General features: G+C 71.8%; 17 protein-coding genes and 2 pseudogenes. 11 read left to right on the forward strand and 8 right to left on the reverse strand.

Features of this window, described 5'->3' with window-relative positions; translation table 11 throughout:
- Positions 1 to 83: 83 nt before the first annotated feature.
- A complete protein-coding gene (locus ACZ5AJ_RS13640) occupies positions 84 to 620 on the reverse strand; it encodes a GNAT family N-acetyltransferase (RefSeq protein WP_464135585.1) in 537 nt (178 codons plus the stop codon).
- Between the two features lie 67 nt (positions 621 to 687).
- Between ACZ5AJ_RS13640 and ACZ5AJ_RS13645 the strand changes: the two genes are divergently transcribed.
- Together ACZ5AJ_RS13645 and ACZ5AJ_RS13650 are read left to right on the forward strand one after the other, a co-directional pair.
- Entirely contained in the window at positions 688 to 1,305 is a 618-nt protein-coding gene (locus ACZ5AJ_RS13645; protein WP_464135586.1) for a GNAT family N-acetyltransferase, read from the forward strand.
- Positions 1,306 to 1,423: 118 nt separating this feature from the next.
- The gene (locus tag ACZ5AJ_RS13650; RefSeq protein WP_464135587.1) at positions 1,424 to 2,350 is read left to right on the forward strand and encodes a phosphotransferase; all 927 of its coding nucleotides are present in this window, start codon (positions 1,424 to 1,426) and stop codon (positions 2,348 to 2,350) included.
- Between the two features lie 683 nt (positions 2,351 to 3,033).
- Here the strand turns inward: ACZ5AJ_RS13650 and ACZ5AJ_RS13655 are convergent.
- A complete protein-coding gene (locus tag ACZ5AJ_RS13655; RefSeq protein WP_464135588.1) occupies positions 3,034 to 5,979 on the reverse strand; it encodes a family 78 glycoside hydrolase catalytic domain in 2,946 nt (981 codons plus the stop codon).
- Between the two features lie 293 nt (positions 5,980 to 6,272).
- Between ACZ5AJ_RS13655 and ACZ5AJ_RS13660 the strand changes: the two genes are divergently transcribed.
- Positions 6,273 to 6,923 (forward strand): hypothetical protein, encoded by a 651-nt coding sequence (locus tag ACZ5AJ_RS13660; protein WP_464135589.1) that lies wholly within the window; start codon positions 6,273 to 6,275, stop codon positions 6,921 to 6,923.
- On the opposite strand, the gene ACZ5AJ_RS13665 is transcribed toward ACZ5AJ_RS13660, so the two are convergent.
- Positions 6,913 to 7,323 (reverse strand): VOC family protein, encoded by a 411-nt coding sequence (locus ACZ5AJ_RS13665; protein WP_464135590.1) that lies wholly within the window; start codon positions 7,321 to 7,323, stop codon positions 6,913 to 6,915. The two genes, ACZ5AJ_RS13660 and ACZ5AJ_RS13665, sit on opposite strands and share 11 nt — an antisense overlap.
- A 298-nt stretch (positions 7,324 to 7,621) precedes the next feature.
- On the opposite strand from ACZ5AJ_RS13665, the gene ACZ5AJ_RS13670 reads away from it, so the two are divergent.
- On the forward strand, positions 7,622 to 8,038 hold the full coding sequence (locus tag ACZ5AJ_RS13670) for a hypothetical protein (protein ID WP_464135591.1): 417 nt from the start codon (positions 7,622 to 7,624) through the stop codon (positions 8,036 to 8,038).
- 143 nt (positions 8,039 to 8,181) lie between these two features.
- Entirely contained in the window at positions 8,182 to 8,472 is a 291-nt protein-coding gene (locus ACZ5AJ_RS13675) for a hypothetical protein (RefSeq protein WP_464135592.1), read from the forward strand.
- Between the two features lie 93 nt (positions 8,473 to 8,565).
- On the opposite strand, the gene ACZ5AJ_RS13680 is transcribed toward ACZ5AJ_RS13675, so the two are convergent.
- The 3 genes and pseudogenes from ACZ5AJ_RS13680 to ACZ5AJ_RS13690 form a co-directional block, all read right to left on the reverse strand.
- Positions 8,566 to 9,354, reverse strand: a complete 789-nt coding sequence (locus ACZ5AJ_RS13680) for an OST-HTH/LOTUS domain-containing protein (protein WP_464138773.1) — start codon at positions 9,352 to 9,354, stop codon at positions 8,566 to 8,568.
- Positions 9,355 to 9,374: 20 nt separating this feature from the next.
- Positions 9,375 to 9,939 (reverse strand): annotated as a pseudogene (locus ACZ5AJ_RS13685) (NYN domain-containing protein); the annotation flags it as partial.
- Between the two features lie 524 nt (positions 9,940 to 10,463).
- Positions 10,464 to 11,585 carry an aminoglycoside phosphotransferase family protein gene (locus tag ACZ5AJ_RS13690; RefSeq protein WP_464135593.1) on the reverse strand — a complete coding sequence of 374 codons (1,122 nt, stop codon included), beginning with the start codon at positions 11,583 to 11,585 and terminating at the stop codon, positions 10,464 to 10,466.
- Positions 11,586 to 11,994: 409 nt separating this feature from the next.
- On the opposite strand from ACZ5AJ_RS13690, the gene ACZ5AJ_RS13695 reads away from it, so the two are divergent.
- The 4 genes and pseudogenes from ACZ5AJ_RS13695 to ACZ5AJ_RS13710 form a co-directional block, all read left to right on the forward strand.
- Positions 11,995 to 12,282 carry a helix-turn-helix domain-containing protein gene (locus ACZ5AJ_RS13695; protein ID WP_464135594.1) on the forward strand — a complete coding sequence of 96 codons (288 nt, stop codon included), beginning with the start codon at positions 11,995 to 11,997 and terminating at the stop codon, positions 12,280 to 12,282.
- A 69-nt stretch (positions 12,283 to 12,351) separates the two neighbouring features.
- The gene (locus ACZ5AJ_RS13700) at positions 12,352 to 12,495 is read left to right on the forward strand and encodes a hypothetical protein (RefSeq protein ID WP_464135595.1); all 144 of its coding nucleotides are present in this window, start codon (positions 12,352 to 12,354) and stop codon (positions 12,493 to 12,495) included.
- Positions 12,495 to 12,728: a hypothetical protein gene (locus ACZ5AJ_RS13705; protein WP_464135596.1), complete on the forward strand. Its 234-nt coding sequence runs from the start codon at positions 12,495 to 12,497 to the stop codon at positions 12,726 to 12,728. The genes ACZ5AJ_RS13700 and ACZ5AJ_RS13705 overlap by 1 nt, the downstream gene beginning before the upstream one ends.
- Positions 12,713 to 12,859, forward strand: a pseudogene (locus ACZ5AJ_RS13710) (ISL3 family transposase); the annotation flags it as partial. The gene ACZ5AJ_RS13705 and the pseudogene ACZ5AJ_RS13710, both read left to right, overlap by 16 nt.
- Here the strand turns inward: ACZ5AJ_RS13710 and ACZ5AJ_RS13715 are convergent.
- Together ACZ5AJ_RS13715 and ACZ5AJ_RS13720 are read right to left on the reverse strand one after the other, a co-directional pair.
- Positions 12,816 to 14,939, reverse strand: coding sequence for a heavy metal translocating P-type ATPase (locus ACZ5AJ_RS13715; RefSeq protein ID WP_464135597.1), 2,124 nt, complete (start codon positions 14,937 to 14,939; stop codon positions 12,816 to 12,818). The pseudogene ACZ5AJ_RS13710 and the gene ACZ5AJ_RS13715 overlap by 44 nt on opposite strands.
- 29 nt (positions 14,940 to 14,968) lie before the next feature.
- Positions 14,969 to 15,238: a heavy-metal-associated domain-containing protein gene (locus ACZ5AJ_RS13720; RefSeq protein ID WP_464135599.1), complete on the reverse strand. Its 270-nt coding sequence runs from the start codon at positions 15,236 to 15,238 to the stop codon at positions 14,969 to 14,971.
- A gap of 282 nt (positions 15,239 to 15,520) precedes the next feature.
- Here ACZ5AJ_RS13720 and ACZ5AJ_RS13725 point away from each other — a divergent pair, with 282 nt between their 5' ends.
- Together ACZ5AJ_RS13725 and ACZ5AJ_RS13730 are read left to right on the forward strand one after the other, a co-directional pair.
- Positions 15,521 to 16,303, forward strand: coding sequence for a Crp/Fnr family transcriptional regulator (locus ACZ5AJ_RS13725; protein WP_464135600.1), 783 nt, complete (start codon positions 15,521 to 15,523; stop codon positions 16,301 to 16,303).
- 190 nt (positions 16,304 to 16,493) lie between these two features.
- The gene (locus ACZ5AJ_RS13730; RefSeq protein WP_464135601.1) at positions 16,494 to 16,925 is read left to right on the forward strand and encodes a VOC family protein; all 432 of its coding nucleotides are present in this window, start codon (positions 16,494 to 16,496) and stop codon (positions 16,923 to 16,925) included.
- The last annotated feature ends 1 nt before the right edge of the window (position 16,926 follow it).

Below are 16,926 nucleotides of genomic sequence, written 5' to 3' on the forward strand. Positions count from 1 at the left end.
CAGGGCGACAGGGCGACAGGGCGACAGGGCGACAGGGCGAGAAGACGCCAAGGCGACAAGGTGGCGTGGCGACGCCCTGCTCATCACCTCGTCGTCGCAGCGAGCTCCTCGGGGCTGAGCTCGCGGTCGGCGAGCACGAGACGCACGGCCGTGGGATCCGGATTGCCGGCGTCGAGTCCACGACGACGGAGCATCAGCCCGACCTTCGTCGCGACCGCGAGGGAGGCCCGGTTGTGCTCGAGCAGATAGGCGACGACGGGCAGGTCGGGGCGCAGCTCACGGGCACGGTCGACGGCGGCGCGTGCGACTCTCGTGGCGAGCCCTCTGCCCTGCGCCTCCGGGGCGAAGCGGTAGCCGAGGTTCCAGAAGGAGTCCTGACGCACGGAGCATCCGCCGTGGCCGACGACGACGCCGTCCTCCCGCACCACCCATGCGCCGAGACCCTGCTGGTTCCAGTGCTGCATCCAGCGGCCGAGCGCCGCCCGCGTGGTGGCGAGCTCAGCGAAGCGTCCGCTGGGGAGATGGGTCCAGGTGCGGGCGTCGGAGTAGATGCGGTGGAGATCCTCGAGATCTCCTTCCCGCGGGGGTGCTAGCTCGAGGTGCGGTTCGGCGGCAGGCAACGATCCAGCGTATGCCCCGGGCCACGACGAGTCGCCGAGGTGCTCGAAGTTGACGGATGATCAGTGCATGGCCCTGAGCACGATGACAGACGCCCTCCGCATCGGCCCCGCCGACGTCGACGACCCCTCCGTCCAGGCGCTGCTTCGAGAGCACATCGCGGACATGCGCACGATCACCCCGGCGGAGGAGAGCTGCCACGTCGTCGATCTCGAGGATCTGCACCGTCCTGAGCTGCGGCAATGGGAGGCGCGGCTCGTCGGCACCGTCAGCAGTGCCACCGGCGGGACCGGCCGCGAGACCAGCCGCGGCACCGTCGTCGGGACCCTCGCGCTGGTCGACCTCGGCGACGGGCACGAGGAGCTGAAGTCGATGCGGACGTCGTCGGCCCATCGGGGGCAGGGGATCGCCCGGAGGATGCTCGACCATGTCCTGGCCGACGCCCGCTCCCGGGGCGTTGCGAGGATCTCCCTCGAGACCGGCACCGAGGACGCCTTCGCGCCCGCCCGCGCCCTGTACCTGAGCAGCGGCTTCACCGAGTGCGCACCCTTCGGGAGCTACGTGCTCGATCCGCTGAGCGTGTTCATGACGATGGACCTTCGCGCGCCATCCGCGACTGCACCCGAGCCGCGCGGGGTGCCCGCCACCATCTCGAACGCGAGCGCCGTCGGGCGCGCGGACGGCTGAGGCGGGCGCGCGGACGGCTGAGGCGGCCGTGCGGGGCGAGATGTCGGCGGCGCTGAGGGTCGCGAGCGCGCTCGGTCTGGAGGCGGACCACGCGGTCGTGCTGCAGGACTCGAATCGCATGACGCTGCGACTCCTCCCCTGCGACATGATCGCCCGCTCCGTCCGCATCGCCGACGACTCCGACGGCTCCCACGGCTCCCACGGCTCCCACGGCTCCGACGGCTCCGACGGCTCCGACGGCTCCGACGGCTCCGACGGCTCCGACGGCTCCGACGATCCTGATGCTCCCGAGGTGTCCTCTGCCCTGGCGGCGGCACGTCTCGAGGTCGAGATCGCGCGGCGCCTCGAAGCCGTCGGGGCGCCGATCGGAACGCTCGAGCGGCGGGTCCCACCGCGGGTGCATCTCCTCGATGGCTTCGCGGTCACGCTGTGGACGAGCATCGCGCTGCGCGAGGGGCATTCCCGGGACACCGGGGCGGAGCGGCGCTGCGCCTACGCCCTGGCCTCCCTGCACGCGGCGAGGAGACAGGTCGACCTCGGCAGCCTGCAGGGAGAGTCCGACGCAGGGAGCTCCGGCCTGCACGTCCCACTGCTCGCCGAGCGCGTCGGGCGGGGGCTCGCGATCCTCGAGGACGAGGAACACAGCCCATCGCTCAGCACGAAGGACCGCCGATTCCTCCTGCGGACCCTGCGGGAGCTCACCGTGGAGGCGACATCGGGCCCCGCGCAGCAGCTCCTGCACGGCGAGCCGCATCCCGGCAACATCCTCGACGGTATCGGCGGGACGGTGCTGATCGACCTGGAGACCTGCTGCATCGGCCCCGTCGAGTTCGACGTCGCGCACCTTCCCGTGCAGGTCGCAGCCCATTACCGCTCGGCCGACCCGGAGCTGGCCGAGACCTGCCGGATCCTCGCGACAGCGCTTGCGACCGTCTGGCGCTGGGATCGCGAGGACTCACTGCCGGACGGCCGACGCATGGGCATCGACGGGATCGAGCAGGTGCGCGGGATGATGCGCCGACGGCGGCCCGACCCGGCAGGGTGACCGCTGTTCGCCTGACGCCTGGGCCGGCCTCCCGGCCGACATCCCGCGGACCCCGGCCACGATGCTCGCAGGCTGACGGGGTACAGGCGGCATACGAGGAGGCGGGGAAGCACTGGAGGCAGGAGGCGGCAGGAGACGTGTGTCCAGGAACGGCAGGTGAGGAGCAGCTGCCCTGCATAGTACGGGGCAGATGCCGCTCAGCTACCGGCAACGGACAGGACTCCGGTCTGAAGGTGCATCATGCCGGGCGCGGGGCCATGAGCGGCAGGGAGAAGCAGGGGTTCCGGGAGAAGCAAGGGTTCAGTGAGCAGGGGTTCAGGGAGACAGGGACTCGGGGACTCGGGGACTCGGGGACTCGGGGACTCGGGGACGCGAGAGCTCGGGGAGGAGGGGGCTCGTGACCATGAATGGCAGGTGAGGAGCAGTTGCCCTGCATAGTGCAGGGCAGATGCCGCTGATCTGCCGTTCGGTGACAGACCTACCTCGAATGGACACGGCACGCTCTGGGGAGGGCTTCGGGGCGGAGACCGCGGCGGACCCGGAGCTGACCAGAGCAAACCTGACCGGAACCACCCGAACCGGGACCTGCCGAACCAGAGCAAGCCTGACCTGAACCTGCCGAACCAGAGCAAGCCCGACCTGAACCTGCCTGACCGGAACCTGCCGGACCGGGACCTGCCTGATCAGCGCGGCAGGGTGACCTCGATCCGCGTGGCTCCAGGGCCGACCTCCCGGTCGACGTCCCCGAACCGGACCATGGCGACGGTGTTCGCGGGCAGGCTGACCTCGAGCACCGCCGCCTCACCGCCCACCACCTCGTCGCCGACCGCGTCACCGTCCACCGCGTCGCCACCCACCGCACTGCCGACACCACTAGCGCAACCGCCCACCCCAGCCGCCGCACCGCCGCCGGATCGGCGGAAGCGCACGCTCACGTCGCCGCGGATCGTCGGCACGACGCCGTCGAAGCGGGTGAGCGGCCCGGGCTGAGGGGCGATGTCGAGGCGCGCCGCACCGGGCGCGACCACCTGCACGCCCAGGACCCAGCGCGCGATCGCTCCGACCGGTGCGGTGCCCCAGACATGGGAGTAGGTCATGTTGGGCTTGAGGGACGGATCCCAGGCCTCGGGGACGATCGTCGCGCCGAGGTCGTCGATCAGGTGCAGCCAGGAGCGGTCGCCCCGGGCGGTCATGAGGGCGATGGCGTCGTCGGCCCGGCCGAGGGTGAACAGCGCATCCAGCAGGAACTGGGCTCCGTAGACGCTCATGCGCATGCCGCCCGCGGCGAGCGCATCGGCGACTGCCGTCCGACGCTCCTCGGGGACCAGCCCCAGGGCCGCGGGGATCGCGTTCGCGTGCTGGGCGGAGTGCTCGCTGCCGACGCCGTCGCGGTAGGTGCCGTCCGGCCGCACGAGCTGCTCCTCGATGCCGGCGCGCAGCCGTTCGGCGAGCTCGGTGTGATGGGAGGCGTCCGACCGTCGGCCGAGCACCGCGCAGATCCGGGCGAGGGTCTCGTGGGCGGCGGTCTGGAAGGCGTTCAGCACGGTGTTCACGGGCGTGAACTCGTAGCCGTCCCGGCAGGTCTCGGGCCAGTCCACGAGGTCGGCGTCCCAGGCGCTGGAGGTGCCCGGGTCCTTGTGGAGGAGGCCGTCGTCGGCGAGATGGCGGTCGTAGTTCACCGCCCGCCACAGCTCGAGATCGGAGCGCAGCTGGGCGTCGTCGCCGGTGGCGAGGTAGTCCTCCCAGCCGATCAGCACGGGCATGAGGTGGTACTCGGCCGGCCAGGTGGGGCGGCGCGCGAGATAGGCGTTCGAGGTCCGGGCGAGCGCGAACGAGCGCTCGCAGGCGTACTGGGAGCGCTGGTTGACGTAGGCGTCGCCCTCGTAGGGGAGCCGCTCCCGTGCCGGGGTGTCGAGGTAGAGGTCCAGCGTGGTCGCCTCGATCGAGCGGCGGCACAGCTCGTGCACGCGGTCGAGGTCCGGGTCCGACGACGAGAAGGCCCCCGTATGGTGGTGCGGGGAATGCAGGATCACCGGGTTGAGCTGCAGGGATTCGGCGACGTCGGTCGGAGGGGCCGATGCGGCCGATGCGGTCGATGCCGGGCCGTCGAGCAGCTCGAGCTCGCCGTACCGGAAGGCCCGATAGCCCCAGTGCTCGATCTCATGGAGGCCGTCGCGGAGGGTCCAGGTCTCCTCGTAGACGTTGCCGGTGGGCATCTCCGACACGACGCGACCGTGCTCGTCCCGCTGCTCCCCCAGCCGCACGCCGATCCGGGTGCCGCTCCGTCCGGAGCAGCGCACGCGCAGTCCGCCGACGATCTCCCGGCCCAGATCGAATCCCCAGGTCCGTGGTCCGACGGGATGCAGCTCCGCTGAGGCACCGACGGTCAGGTCGAGGTTGACGGTCGCGGGCGACGGCGGCGCGGGGAGCGGTGCCGCGGCCGCCGCGGGTCCCCAGCAGGGCGAGGCTCCCGTGGGCGCCTCCTCGAGGCCGGGGAGCAGCCAGCCCACGGGCTCCGCCCGCAGGTCCCAGTCCTCCGCGGGCGCGAAGTACCACCATCCGCCGATGTTCCCCTCCCCCGGCAGCAGCGCGTCCCCGGCCATCGCCTGCCAGGTGTCGGGGCCGGTCAGGTGCTCGATCCGGGTGCCGTCGGCGAGGACGACGACGAGTCGGGCGGCGAACTGCCGGCCGTGCTGCGCCCAGCACAGCGCCGCGAGCGCGTTGCGGCCGGGGCGCAGCGCATGGGCGAGGTCGTGGGTGTGCAGGCGAGGCCGCTCATCGCCGCTGCGGACGCTCCCGAAGCCGACGACCTCACCGTTGGCCCACAGCTTGTAGACGTGCTGGCGCCCGCCCCGAGGGCCGTCAGCATCATCGGCATCATCGGTGCCGTCAGCATGGTCGGCATCATCGACATAGGCAGCGTCGTCGGCCGACGATCCGCTGCGGACCCACGGCCCGCCCTCCGGGCCGCCGTCGGGCGAGAGGCCGACGGCTTCGACGAAGGCCGCGCGCACGGGGACGTCCGGCAGCTCGACCTCGGTGCGCAGCAGCGCCCAGTCGGGGACGCGGCCCGACCGCGCGGGCGCCCAGATCGGCACCGCGGGCCAGGCATCCGGGGCGGTCGTGAACAGCGACGGCTCCGACCATCCGCTGGTCAGCGCATGCCCGTCGGAGGCGGCTGTCGCGACCCGCACCCGCCACCAGTACGGGGACGAGGGAGCGAGCGGGAGGTCCTGGACGAGGACGCCTGTCGAAGCCGCGGAGCCGACCTCGCCCGAATCCCACACAACAGCCCCATCGTCCGCGGCCCGAGGCTCAGCAGCCCCGTTCTCAGCAGCCCCGTTCTCCGCAGCGCCATCCGCCGCTATCGGCCCGGCCCCGGGATCCTGGATGGGGGCCCGGAGGATCTGGAGGCGGTAGGAGCGCTGCATCGCGTCGCCGAGCATCGGCACGATCCACGAGAAGCGCAGTGCTGCGGGGTCGACGCCCACGGCCCGCTCCTGCAGGTCCAGCAGCAGGCCCGTCGGCCGCGATCCGGCACCGGCCTGCGCCTGCGCTGCCTCTTCAGCCTGCGCCCGCTCTGCCTCGTCGGCCGACGCAACGGGCCCTCCGGTGGGATCGGAACCCATCTCTCGCAGCTCCTTCGCTCGCTCCGCCTCGACCCGAGAGGTCACGACCCGAGAGGTCACGACCCGAGAGGCCGCGACCCGAGAAGGCTATCGGAAAGCGTTGTCACACAGCGGATCCCCAGGCGCTCCACCGAAGCAGGACATCGGCGATGGCGCATAGTGGACACCGCACGGTCCACCGCGGACGACCAGGAGGACAGATGACCCCGCGACCTCCCGATCCCCGTCCCGCCAGAAGTCGAGGCCGACGCCCTCAGCGCGTCCGTCTCGATCTCGACTCGCTGCCGGCCGACGTGGCGGCCCTGCTCGAGGCCGCGTCGGACCCGGATGGTCCCGGACTCGAAATCGAGCTCCGCCGCTCGGGAGAGTCCCGGGGCGCCGTCTCCCTGCACTCGGCGACCCTCGTCGGCGACATCCTGTCGGAGCCCCGCCCTGCTGGCGATCGCGCTGCCTCAGCGGGGGATGAGGGCCGGGATGCGCCCGAGGACCTGCCCGAGGACGCGGGCGGGAACGCCGGCGGGGATGTGACCGTGGTGGCGACCGCGATGGAGCTCTCGGCCTCGGCGCGCTCTCGCCTCGCCGAGCAGTTCGGCGAGGGCTTCCTGGTGCTCGATCTGCACGAGGCGCCGCCGTCGGCCGAGGTGCTGCTGGTCCCACCGGTCAGCCCGCAGCTGATCGGAGCGCTGAAGGCGCAGTTCCCGCAGGCCACCCTGCTGATCACCGAGATCGAGGACGAGGAGCTGGGGGTGCACTGCGCCGGCCCCGTCAGCCGGATGCTCGACGCCGGCGCAACCGCCTATCTGCCCCCGCGGGCGCTCGACGAGGTCGCTCCGACGGTCGCCGCCCACCTCGAGCGCAGCGCCCGTCGGCAGCTCGACGGCCCCTCGACGACGGGCCGTCGAGCTGCCGACGGGACGCAGGGCCCTCGCGAGATCAGCCGATGAGCAGGCAGAACGGGTGCCCCTCGGGGTCGCCCATCACGTAGAGGGGCTCCTCGGGGTCGTCGGACCGGTCCATGAGCAGATGCGCCCCGAGCTCCTCCGCCCGAGCCCGCTGGACCTCGAGCTCCTCCGCATCCGGCACCCTGAAGTCCATGTGCATCTGCATGGGGATCTCCTCGCTGGGCCAGGTGGAGGGCCGCAGATCGGGCTTCGCCTGGACGGCGAGCACCCGCCGCTCGGCGCGGTCCAGCAGCACGATCCAGTCGGTGTCGTCGGGCTCGGGCGGGGGCGGGGCCTCGTCCCCGGGCCGGCAGTGCAGATCCAGGAGGGCGGCGTAGAAGTCGGCGAGCGCACGCGCATCGCGGGCGTCGATCGCGGTGCAGCTGAGCACGGGATATGTCATCGGAGCCTCCTCGCTCACCCGCCACGGTACGCCCCGCCCCGTCGGCCGACGGTCCTCCAGGATGTCGCCCCGCGACGTACGGAGTCTGCGTCAGGGAGCGGTCGGGAGGGCGACCGACGGCCGACGACGGCGCGGCGCCCCCGTTCCTAGCCTCGTCAGCATGACTCGCCGCGCCCCCTCCTCCAATCCCCCGCCCGGCCGCTCCTCCAGCACGTCACCCGGCCCTTCCTCCAGACCTGCTCCCGACGCTCCTGTCGCTCCTCCTCCCGCCCCTCTCCCGCACCGGCTGGGCCTCCCCATGCTCGCCGTCGTCGGCCTCGCACTGCTCGCGGTTCCCCGCGTGGTCCTCCACGACCTGGGTCTGATCCACGAGGGCACGGCGGTCAACGCGCTGCTCGTCGCCGTGCCGCCCGTCGTCTGGATCGCGACCGCGCTGCTGGCACGAGTCCCTCGGCCGCTGCTGACCCTGCTCGCCGTCGGCCTCGTCCACGCCGTCCTCCTGGCCGCCGTGCACCAGCTGCTGTGGACGCAGTCCTTCCCCGACGGTCCGCCCCGCCTCGGCGGGAACCTCGCCGACCTCGCTCCCGGTGTGCAGGCCGTGCTGCTGCGGGGCGCCGCAACCGCCTCGAGCCTGGTGGTCGGCACCCTCGTCGGGGTGCTGTGCGGTCTGGTCGCCGAAGGCCTGAAGCTCCTGCTCGGAAGACGGATCACCTGAGGATCCACCCCCGGGTGGACGAGGACCATCCCCCAGGTGGATCCGTCGGCCTCCGCCCCGCTCCTACTGTGAGGTCATCAGCCCGGAGGACCGGGCGGACCTCCCCCGCGGACGCGGGGACCATCGCAGAAGAAGGACCAGACGTGACCGCCTACGGCACCATCGCCCACCACGGGACCGGCAAGGGGACCGCCAGCCTCCTGCTCGGCATCTGCTCGCTCCTGGCGGGGTGGACGCTGATCGCCCCCGTCATCGGACTCATCCTCGGCTTCAGCTCGCTCGGCAGCGAGCCCTTCGCCCGCGGTCGCGCCGGCTGGGGCATCGCCCTGAACCTGCTGGCGATGATCGGCTGGGCGATCGTCCTCGTCCTGTTCGCCGCTGCGGGCATCGGCCTGACCGCACTGAACGGGAACCTCGGCGGGCTGCTCGGCTGATCCGTCCGACGGCCGGGCCCCTTCCCGGGCCCGGCCGTCGGAGACCGCACCGGACCCCCGGCCTCAGAGCACGTCGTCCCAGAGATCGCCGTCTCAGAGCACGTCGTCGCGGATGCGCACCAGGCGCTCGTTGCCCCGCTCGGAGAGCTCGACGATGTCGTCGTAGTGCTTGAGGAAGTCGGAGAAGGAGCGGAAGCCCAGCGCCTTCTCGCTGAAGGACGGATCCATGCGGCGCATGTACGTCTTCACCGCCGAGCTGTGCAGCCACTCGGACTCGTCGGGATCGCTGAGGTGCAGCGCCCGCTCGAGCAGACGCGCGGCGACCTCGTAGAGGTCCTCGTCGTGGTCGTCGTCATCGCCGTCATGGTCGCCGTCGAGGTCGTCCTCACGGCCCCCGCGCCCGTCGTCGAACTGCAGCTCGAAGGTCAGAGGCTCGCTCTCATCGGCCGCCTTCGACCGGCTCCGACCTCGGCCCCGGCCCCGGCCCGTGGCCTGCTCCTCGGACTTCTCAGCCCGTTCGGGTCTCTCAGCCTTCGCCTCGCCGCCGTCCCGGCCCGATCCCTTCTGGTCGGACTGCTTCTGTCCGCTCTGCTTCTGATCAGACTGCTTCTGCTCGGGCTGCTTCTGGTCGTCGCGGGACTCCGACGTCCCATCCGCCTTCTGCCCACCGCCCCGCTTCGAGCCGGCGCCCTGCGTCTGCTTGTCCTGCTTGTCCTGCGCAGACTGCCTGCTCGGCCTGCCCTGCTTGTCCTGCTTGTCCTGCACGGTTTGCGCGGTCTGCTCCTCGGTCGACGGCTCGACCGCCGTCTGCCCATCCGCTGCAGCTGCGGCGCTCTCCGAGCGCGAGCCGCCCCGCCCCTTCCGGCCGCGCTTCGCCACCACCGCCGCAGCCTTCTCCGTGCCCCGGACCCCCGGGAGCGTCTCGTACGAGTCGAACTCGTCGCAGGCCGCCGCCAGGGACTTCGCGGTCGACCCGGCCACGCCCACGCCGATCACACGACGGCCCAGACGCTTGCACCGCTGGGCGAGCGGGACATAGTCCGAGTCGCCGCCGACGATCACCACATGGGTCAGCGCCGGGATCCGGAACATGTCCTCGACGGCGTCGACCGCGAGACGGATGTCCGCCCCGTTCTTCGCATAGGCCGCGGCGGGGAACAGCTGCACGAGGTCGACGGCGCGGGCGACCAGCTGCGAGCGGTACTCGGCGTTCACCTGCGCCGACCAGTCGGCATAGGCGCGGGTCAGCATGAGCGAGCCGAAGGAGGCCGCGTAGTCGATGATCGCTCCGACGTCGACCGTCGCGGCGGCGAGCTTCTCGGCTATCTCCGGCTGAGTGGGATCCTCGGCGATCTTCTGCCGGTCCCTGCTGTACGCGCTGCGCCCGTGGACGCGGTCGTACCAGGACATGACGATGTTGTCGAAGTCCAGATAGACGGCGACGCGGGGATCCGGGGTGTCGGTCATGCCCCCAGTCTGCCAGCCCGGCCAGCCCGGCCAGTAGTGCCGGCACTGCCAGTGATGCCGGCACTGCCAGTAATGCCGGCACTGCCCGATGCCCCTCAGACCACCCCAGGGACCGGATGCCGTCCACAGATGGCAGATGAGGAGCATCTGCCCCGTCATATGCAAGGCAGGTGCCGCTCATCTACCGATCATGGACAGGACCCCCGGGAGCCAGGCCCCAACCGGCCTGATCCAGAGCAGATCCCGGCCCCAGCCAGCCCGATCCCGGCCCGATCCAGCCCCAGCCAGCCCCGAGCAGCCTGAACCACGCCCGATCCAGCCCCCAAGCAGCCTGAACCCAGCCCCGGAGAGCGGGCACTGACCATAAGAAGCAGATGAGGAGCATCTGCCCCGTCATATGCAAGGCAGGTGCCGCTCATCTACCGATCATGGACAGGACCCCGGGGAGCCCGGTCAGGCCCAGCCCGGCCAGGACCAGCCCATCCCTGACCAGCCCAGCCCGGCCCAGCCCAGCCGAGTCCGGATCACCCGAGCACACGGGCGACCAGGTCCCGGGCCACCTGCGCCCGCTGCTCGACCTGGTCGGGTGCCCGGTCGATGGCCCAGCGCACCAGGTCGATGGTCTCGAGCATCTGCAGAGCCCGGGCCTGCTCGAGCAGCCGGTCGACCCGCTCGGGTGCTGGAGGTCGGATGGAGCCCTGCCCCGAGTGCGGCTCCGAGCCCTGCCCCGAGTGCGGCTCCTGCGGCTCGGGCTCGTCGGCCTGCGCGTCCAGATATCCCTCGAGGAAGGCCCGGATGCCCTGTTCACCGGGGCCGCGGCCCTCGTACTTCCGTCCTTCGGCGGTGGCGATCCAGTCCTCCATGCCCAGCAGGTGCACGACCTCCTGGAGCGGCACGGGGCCGGTGCGGACGCTTCCCCAGTCGATGAGGACCACCTCGCCGTCGTCGGTGATCAGGAGGTTCCGCAGGGCGAGGTCGCCGTGGAGGAGTCCCTGGCGCAGCGGGGCATCGGCTGAAGCTCCAGCGCCGACACCAGCACCGGCACCAGCACCGGCACCCACCCCAGCCCCGGCCATGGCTCCGATCGGCAGGAGGATCTCCCGCAGCCTCTCGCGGTCCGCATCGCGGTAGACGCCGAGGTCGACGAGGGGATCGCCGGGGGCGAGCTCGGCGAGCCCGTACTCGAGATGCTGCCGCCATGCGACGTCGAGGTCGCGTCCGAAGCGGCTGAAGAGACCGTCCGGAGCATCGGTGAGGTCGATGCGGGAGACCTGATGGGTGAGCCGTCCGAGCTCGCGCCAGAGCGGGCCGTCGTCCGGGGCATGCTCGCCGAGGGTGCCGGTGACCAGCTCCTGGACCGAGTACGCCCAGCCGTCGAGGTGCCCGACGGCGAGGATCCTCGGGGTCGGGATCCCGACGGCCCGGGCGGCGTCGGACGCCCATCGCTCGCGCTCGAACTCGGCGAGGACCTCAGCCCCGGGCGCGTCCGAACGCTGGCATCTCACGACGACCTGCTGGCCCGCGGGTCCGGCGACGGCCACCCTGTTCACCTCGCCGGGCCAGTCCGGTTCGCGCAGCGGCGCCGCAGGGAGGCCGAGCGATCGCAGGATCCGGCCGACGGGCGGTGCGGGCGACGGCGAGGTCATGCCCCTATCGGATCATCCGAGCGTCCGCGGCACCATCGATTTCCGGCGCTTCTGACGCATCTGTGGGTGCGTGGAGCGTGACGTGACGAGCGCACGCCGTGCTCATAGCAGGTTTCTGAACTGTCAAGGAAACAGGGACCAGTGCTCAGGAGGACGGTGTGCGCGATGTCAGCATATGGCGGGGTCTGCGCGGGGTCGAACAGGGCGCCTTACCCGTGTTCGTGTCCATCATCGTCATGGACACATCGTGCGCCCGCGGCCCGTGCTCTCGCTGATCTCGCGGCCGCCCACGACGTCGCGGACCCCGCGCGAGGGCCCGTCGGGACGCGATCCACGGCCTTATGGCGAGCCTCCTCGTCGTAACGACTTGCTACGGCGAGCACACTCTTCATAGAGGAGAGGAGTTGTCATGGCCGGCTATCACATCGACCGGGAGATGCAGGAGCTCGGGGAGCACGTGCGCGGATGGCGCATGGTGCTCGGTCTGACCGCCCAGCAGGTCGCTGAGCGCGCGAGCATCACCCGTGACACCCTGCGTCGGATCGAGAAGGGAGAGAGCGGCGTCAGCTTCGGCAACGTCGCCCCGGTGCTCCGCGCGATCGGCGTCCTCGACGACGTCGTCGACGTCGTCGACCCGCTGCGCAGCGACATCGGCCGCCTGCGTGCCGCGAAGCTGCAGAAGAGGCGCGCACGATGACCACGCTCGACGTGATCTGGGATGGCATCGGAGCACCAGAGGACGGACAGGTCCTGGTAGGTCGGGCGTATGTCACCCGGAGCCGAGGTCGCCGAGATCGCCTGCACCGCCTTCACCTCCCGCACGAAGAAGGAGCACGTCACGGCCCGGTTGATCGTGCACCGCGTGAAACGGCTGAACCCCCGCCATGGGGCAGTGAGCAGGGCGGACTGATGGATGCGTATCGCCACCACGCGGTGTTCACGGACTCCCCGCTGGGCATGCCGGCCGCGGAGGCCTCCCACCGCGACCAGGCGATCATCGAGCAGGTCATCGCCGACCTCAAGCACGGGCCGCTGGCCCACTGCCCCTCCGGCGCGTTCACCGCCAAAGGTGCCTGGACCGCGCTGGCCGCGATCGCGCTCGACCTCGCCCGCACAGCCGGGGTGACCTGTCCAACGGTCTGATCGAGTCGACCAACACCGAGATCCGATCGATCACCCGGCTCGCCTTCGGGTTGAAGCCACCCGCAGCACTCATCGCTCTCGCACTGCTCAGCCTCGGCGGCCTCCGACCAGCCCTGCCAGGCCGAAGCTGACCCGCAGATGCGCCAGTGGCGCCCGATTGCCGCCCGACCGCCCGTCGGCCGGACCGCCGCCAGCTCGGTCGGCCGGGCTTCCGGCCCGACGGCCGACGACATCTCCGGAGCGGGATCGCAACAGACGCATGCCGTTGCCGATGACCAGCAGCACGGAGGCTTCGTGGACGAGCATCCCGATCGCCATCGTGACGTCCCCCAGGAGCACCCCGGCCAGCAGGGCGATCACGGTGACCAGGGCGATCACGATGTTCTGGCGCATGACGGCGACGGTGCGGCGAGCCAGGCCGATCGCTGCAGGGAGCCGGAGCAGGTCGTCCGCCATGAGAGCGATGTCGGCCGTCTCGATGGCGACGCCGCTGCCGGCCGCACCCATGGCCACGCCGACGTCGGCGGCGGCGAGGGCGGGGGCGTCGTTGACGCCGTCGCCGACCATGGCGACGGTGCGTCCGTCGGCGCGGAGCTCCTGGACCGCGGCGAGCTTGTCCTCGGGCAGCAGCTCGGCGCGGACCTCGTCGATGCCGATCTCGGCGGCGACGGCCTCGGCGACGGGGCGGGCGTCCCCGGTGAGCATGACGACCTTCCGGACGCCGACGGCGTGGAGACGACGGACCGTCTCGGCCGCGTCGGGCCGCAGGCGGTCGGCGACGCCGAGGACACCGATCGGGCGGGAGTCGACGGCGACGATCATCGGGGTCCGTCCGCGAGCTGCGAGCCGCTCCGCCTCCTGGCGTGCCCGCGCGGCGGCGCGGCTGCCGTCGGCCCCGCGGCTCCCGTCGGCCCCACGGCTCCCGTCGGCCCCGTCGATCCGCTCGTCGGCGAGCAGGGCCGGGTTGCCGACGATCACGCGGTGCCCGTCGACGATCGCGACGACGCCCCTGCCGGGCACGGGGTCGGTGCTCTCGGGGAGGCCGACGACGGGGATGCCGGCCTCGTCGGCCGCCTCGAGGACGGGGCGGGCGAGGGGATGCTCGGAGCCGGCCTCGGCGCGCGCGGCCCAGCCGAGCACGTCCTCGCGATCGAGGGCGGGATCCAGGCCGACGACGTCGGTCAGGCGAGGGCGGCCCTCGGTGAGCGTGCCCGTCTTGTCGAGGGCGACGGCATCGATCCGGGCGCTGGTCTCCAGGTGTTCGCCGCCCTTGATGAGCAGACCGTCGCGGGCTCCGCGACCGATGCCGGCGACGATCGCCACCGGGATCGAGATGACCAGCGCGCCGGGGCAGCCGATGACGAGCAGGGTGAGCGCGAGGACGACATCCCCGGTGATGAGACCGGCGATCACGGCGAGGACGATGATGCCGGGGGTGTACCAGGCGGAGAAGCGCTCGAGGAACGACTGGGTGCGAGCGGTGGCGTCCTGGGCCTCCTCGACGCGGCGGATGATCCGGGCGAGGGTCGTGCTGGAGCCGACGCCGACGGCTCGCACCTGCAGCAGGCCGCCGGTGGAGACAGTGCCGGCGAAGACCTGGTCGCCGGGGGCCTTCTCCACCGGGATCGACTCACCGGTGATGGTGGACTCGTCGAGCGCGCCGGAGCCGTCCAGGACGATGCCGTCCACGGGGACCTTCGCCCCGTTCTTGACCAGCACGGTCTGCGCGACGCGGACCTCCGTGGCCGGCACCTCCCGCTGGATGCCGTCCTCCAGCACGACCGCCGTGTCCGGCGCGACCTCGATCAGCTCGCGGAGCGCGGAGCGGGTGCGGTCCATCGTGCGGGCTTCGAGCGCATGGCCGACGGCGAACAGGAAGGTCACCGCGGCGGCCTCCCAGAGCTCGCCGATGACGAGCGCCCCCAGGGCGGCGACCGAGACCAGCAGGTCGATCCCGACGGTGCCGACCCGCAGCGCGCGCAGCGCGGCGACGAGGATCGGGGTGCCCGCGACGATGGCCGCCGCGATCATCAGCAGGTCCGCAGCGACCAGCGGGAGCGGGCCGTCGAGCGACAGTCCGAGCTCCCGGTGGCCGCCGCCGAAGGGGCTGACCCCGACGGAGAGCGAGGCGATGACGGCCGCGATGATGAGGAGACCGGAGAGGACCGGGATGGTCCAGGGGCCGCGAGATCGTCGGATGAGCGTGCTCATGGAGGATGCCTCTGCTCGTCGGCGGGCCGTCAGAAGGCCGTGGGGGCGGCGGAGTAGCCGGCCTTCGCGATCGCGGCGACCAGGTCGTCCGTGCTGGTCCGGGCGGGATCATGGGTGACCTCGACGCGTCCGGAGGCGAAGCGGACGGCGACGTCCTCCACACCGGGCAGGCGTCCGACCTGCTTCTCGATCTTCGCGACGCACGACGGGCAGCTGAAGCCCTCGGCGCGGAGGACCGTGCGAGTGCTGGTGCTGGTGCTGGTGCTGGTGCTGGTGCTGGTGCTGGTGCTGGTGGTCATGATGTGCCTTCTTCCGGGGCTCTCCTCGGGGGGCGTTCCCCTCGAGATGCCCTCACGGTAGGAAACCGTCGAGCGGCGTCCCATGACGGCCGTCAATCGTCCGCACCCTGTTCCGCAGCCCGTTCCGCAGCCCGTTCCGCAGCCCGTTCCGCAAGGAGCATCGGAGCATCCGCCGTCGGTCCCGGTGCGCTCCGCCGTCGGCCGATAGCCTGCTGGGGCCAGGCCGGGAGCCGTCGTCGAGCGTCGGCCCGAGGCATCGAGCCGGGAGCAGCGGAGGGCGTCGTGGCAGAACCGCAGGAGCATGCCGACCGAGCGGCGGCGCCCCGGCGCGCGATCCCGCTGCGGGAGATCGCCCTCCCGCACGAGTGCCCGCTCCCCGTCCGCCTCGAGGTCCTGGGGCGCACGCCGTACTTCCACGGCCTGGGCGAGGAGGCGATGCTGCGCATCGACTCCTTCCTCCTCACCCGCAGCTTCGCCGCGGGCCAGCCCATCTTCCGGGCCGGCGAGCCGGCCGATGCGCTGTTCATCGTCGCCGAGGGCAGGGTCAAGCTCTCCCAGCTCACGCCCGACGGCACCGAGACGGTCACGGATCTGCTCGTGCCCGGCGAGCTGTTCGGGGCGATGGGGACCCTCGGCGAGCCCCGTCATCGGCAGACGGCCGTCGCGCTCGTCGGCACCTGCGCCCTCCGCATCAGTCAGACGGACTTCCGCCAGGTCCTGACGGAGCAGCCCGCGGTCGCCCTGCGGGTCCTCGACGACGTCGCCGAGCGTCTGTCCCGAGCCCGCGCCGACATCGGCGGGCAGGTCACCGAGACCGTCCCCCAGCGGGTCGCGATGGCCCTGCTGCGCCTGGCGGACAAGCTCGGCGAGGACCACGGCCCGGACGGGATCCTGCTCGAGGTCCCCCTCTCCCGAGCGGATCTCGCAGGCCTCGCCCGTTCCACGCCCGAGTCCGTCTCCCGGACGATGAGCCGCTGGAAGAAGGAGGGCATCATCGACTCCGGTCGGCGCTGGACTGCCCTTCGGGACCTCGATCGTCTCCGCCAGGAGGCCGACGGCCTCTGAGCCGGGCCGGAGGTCGGACCGGACATCGGACTCGACATCGGAATCGACGTCGAGTCCGATGTCGCGGATGACGTCGACCCCTGTCGTCCGGACCCTTCCGTCACCACGACTCGCGGGCCTACGATGCGCGCGAGCCCGAGGTCGCGCCCGCGGCCGGTAGAACGGGCGCATCGACTCCGAGGAGGGCGTCATGCCCGCAGCACTCCACCCCTATCTGAGCTTTCCCGGCACGACCCGCGAAGCCTTCGATTTCTACGGGGAGGCGCTCGGAGGGACGCCGACGTTCGCGACCTTCGGCAGCTTCGGCGCCGTCCCCGAGGACCATCCCGCCGCTGACCTGATCATGCACGCGAGCCTCGAGGTCGACGATCTCATCAAGCTGTATGCGGCGGACTGGGTCGAGGGCATGACCCCGCATCCGCACATCGTGGGCAACAACATCTCCCTCGCGCTCATGGGCGACGACGAGCCGCTGATCCGCGGCGCCTTCGAGGCGCTCGCCGTCGGCGGGGAGATCGTGATGCCCCTCGAGCTGCAGGTGTGGGGCGACCGGTACGGCGCTCTCACGGACCGCTTCGGGATCATCTGGCAGGTCGACATCGGCGCCGGCGACGAGGGGTGAG

It is taken from the genome of Brachybacterium zhongshanense, assembly GCF_055385755.1.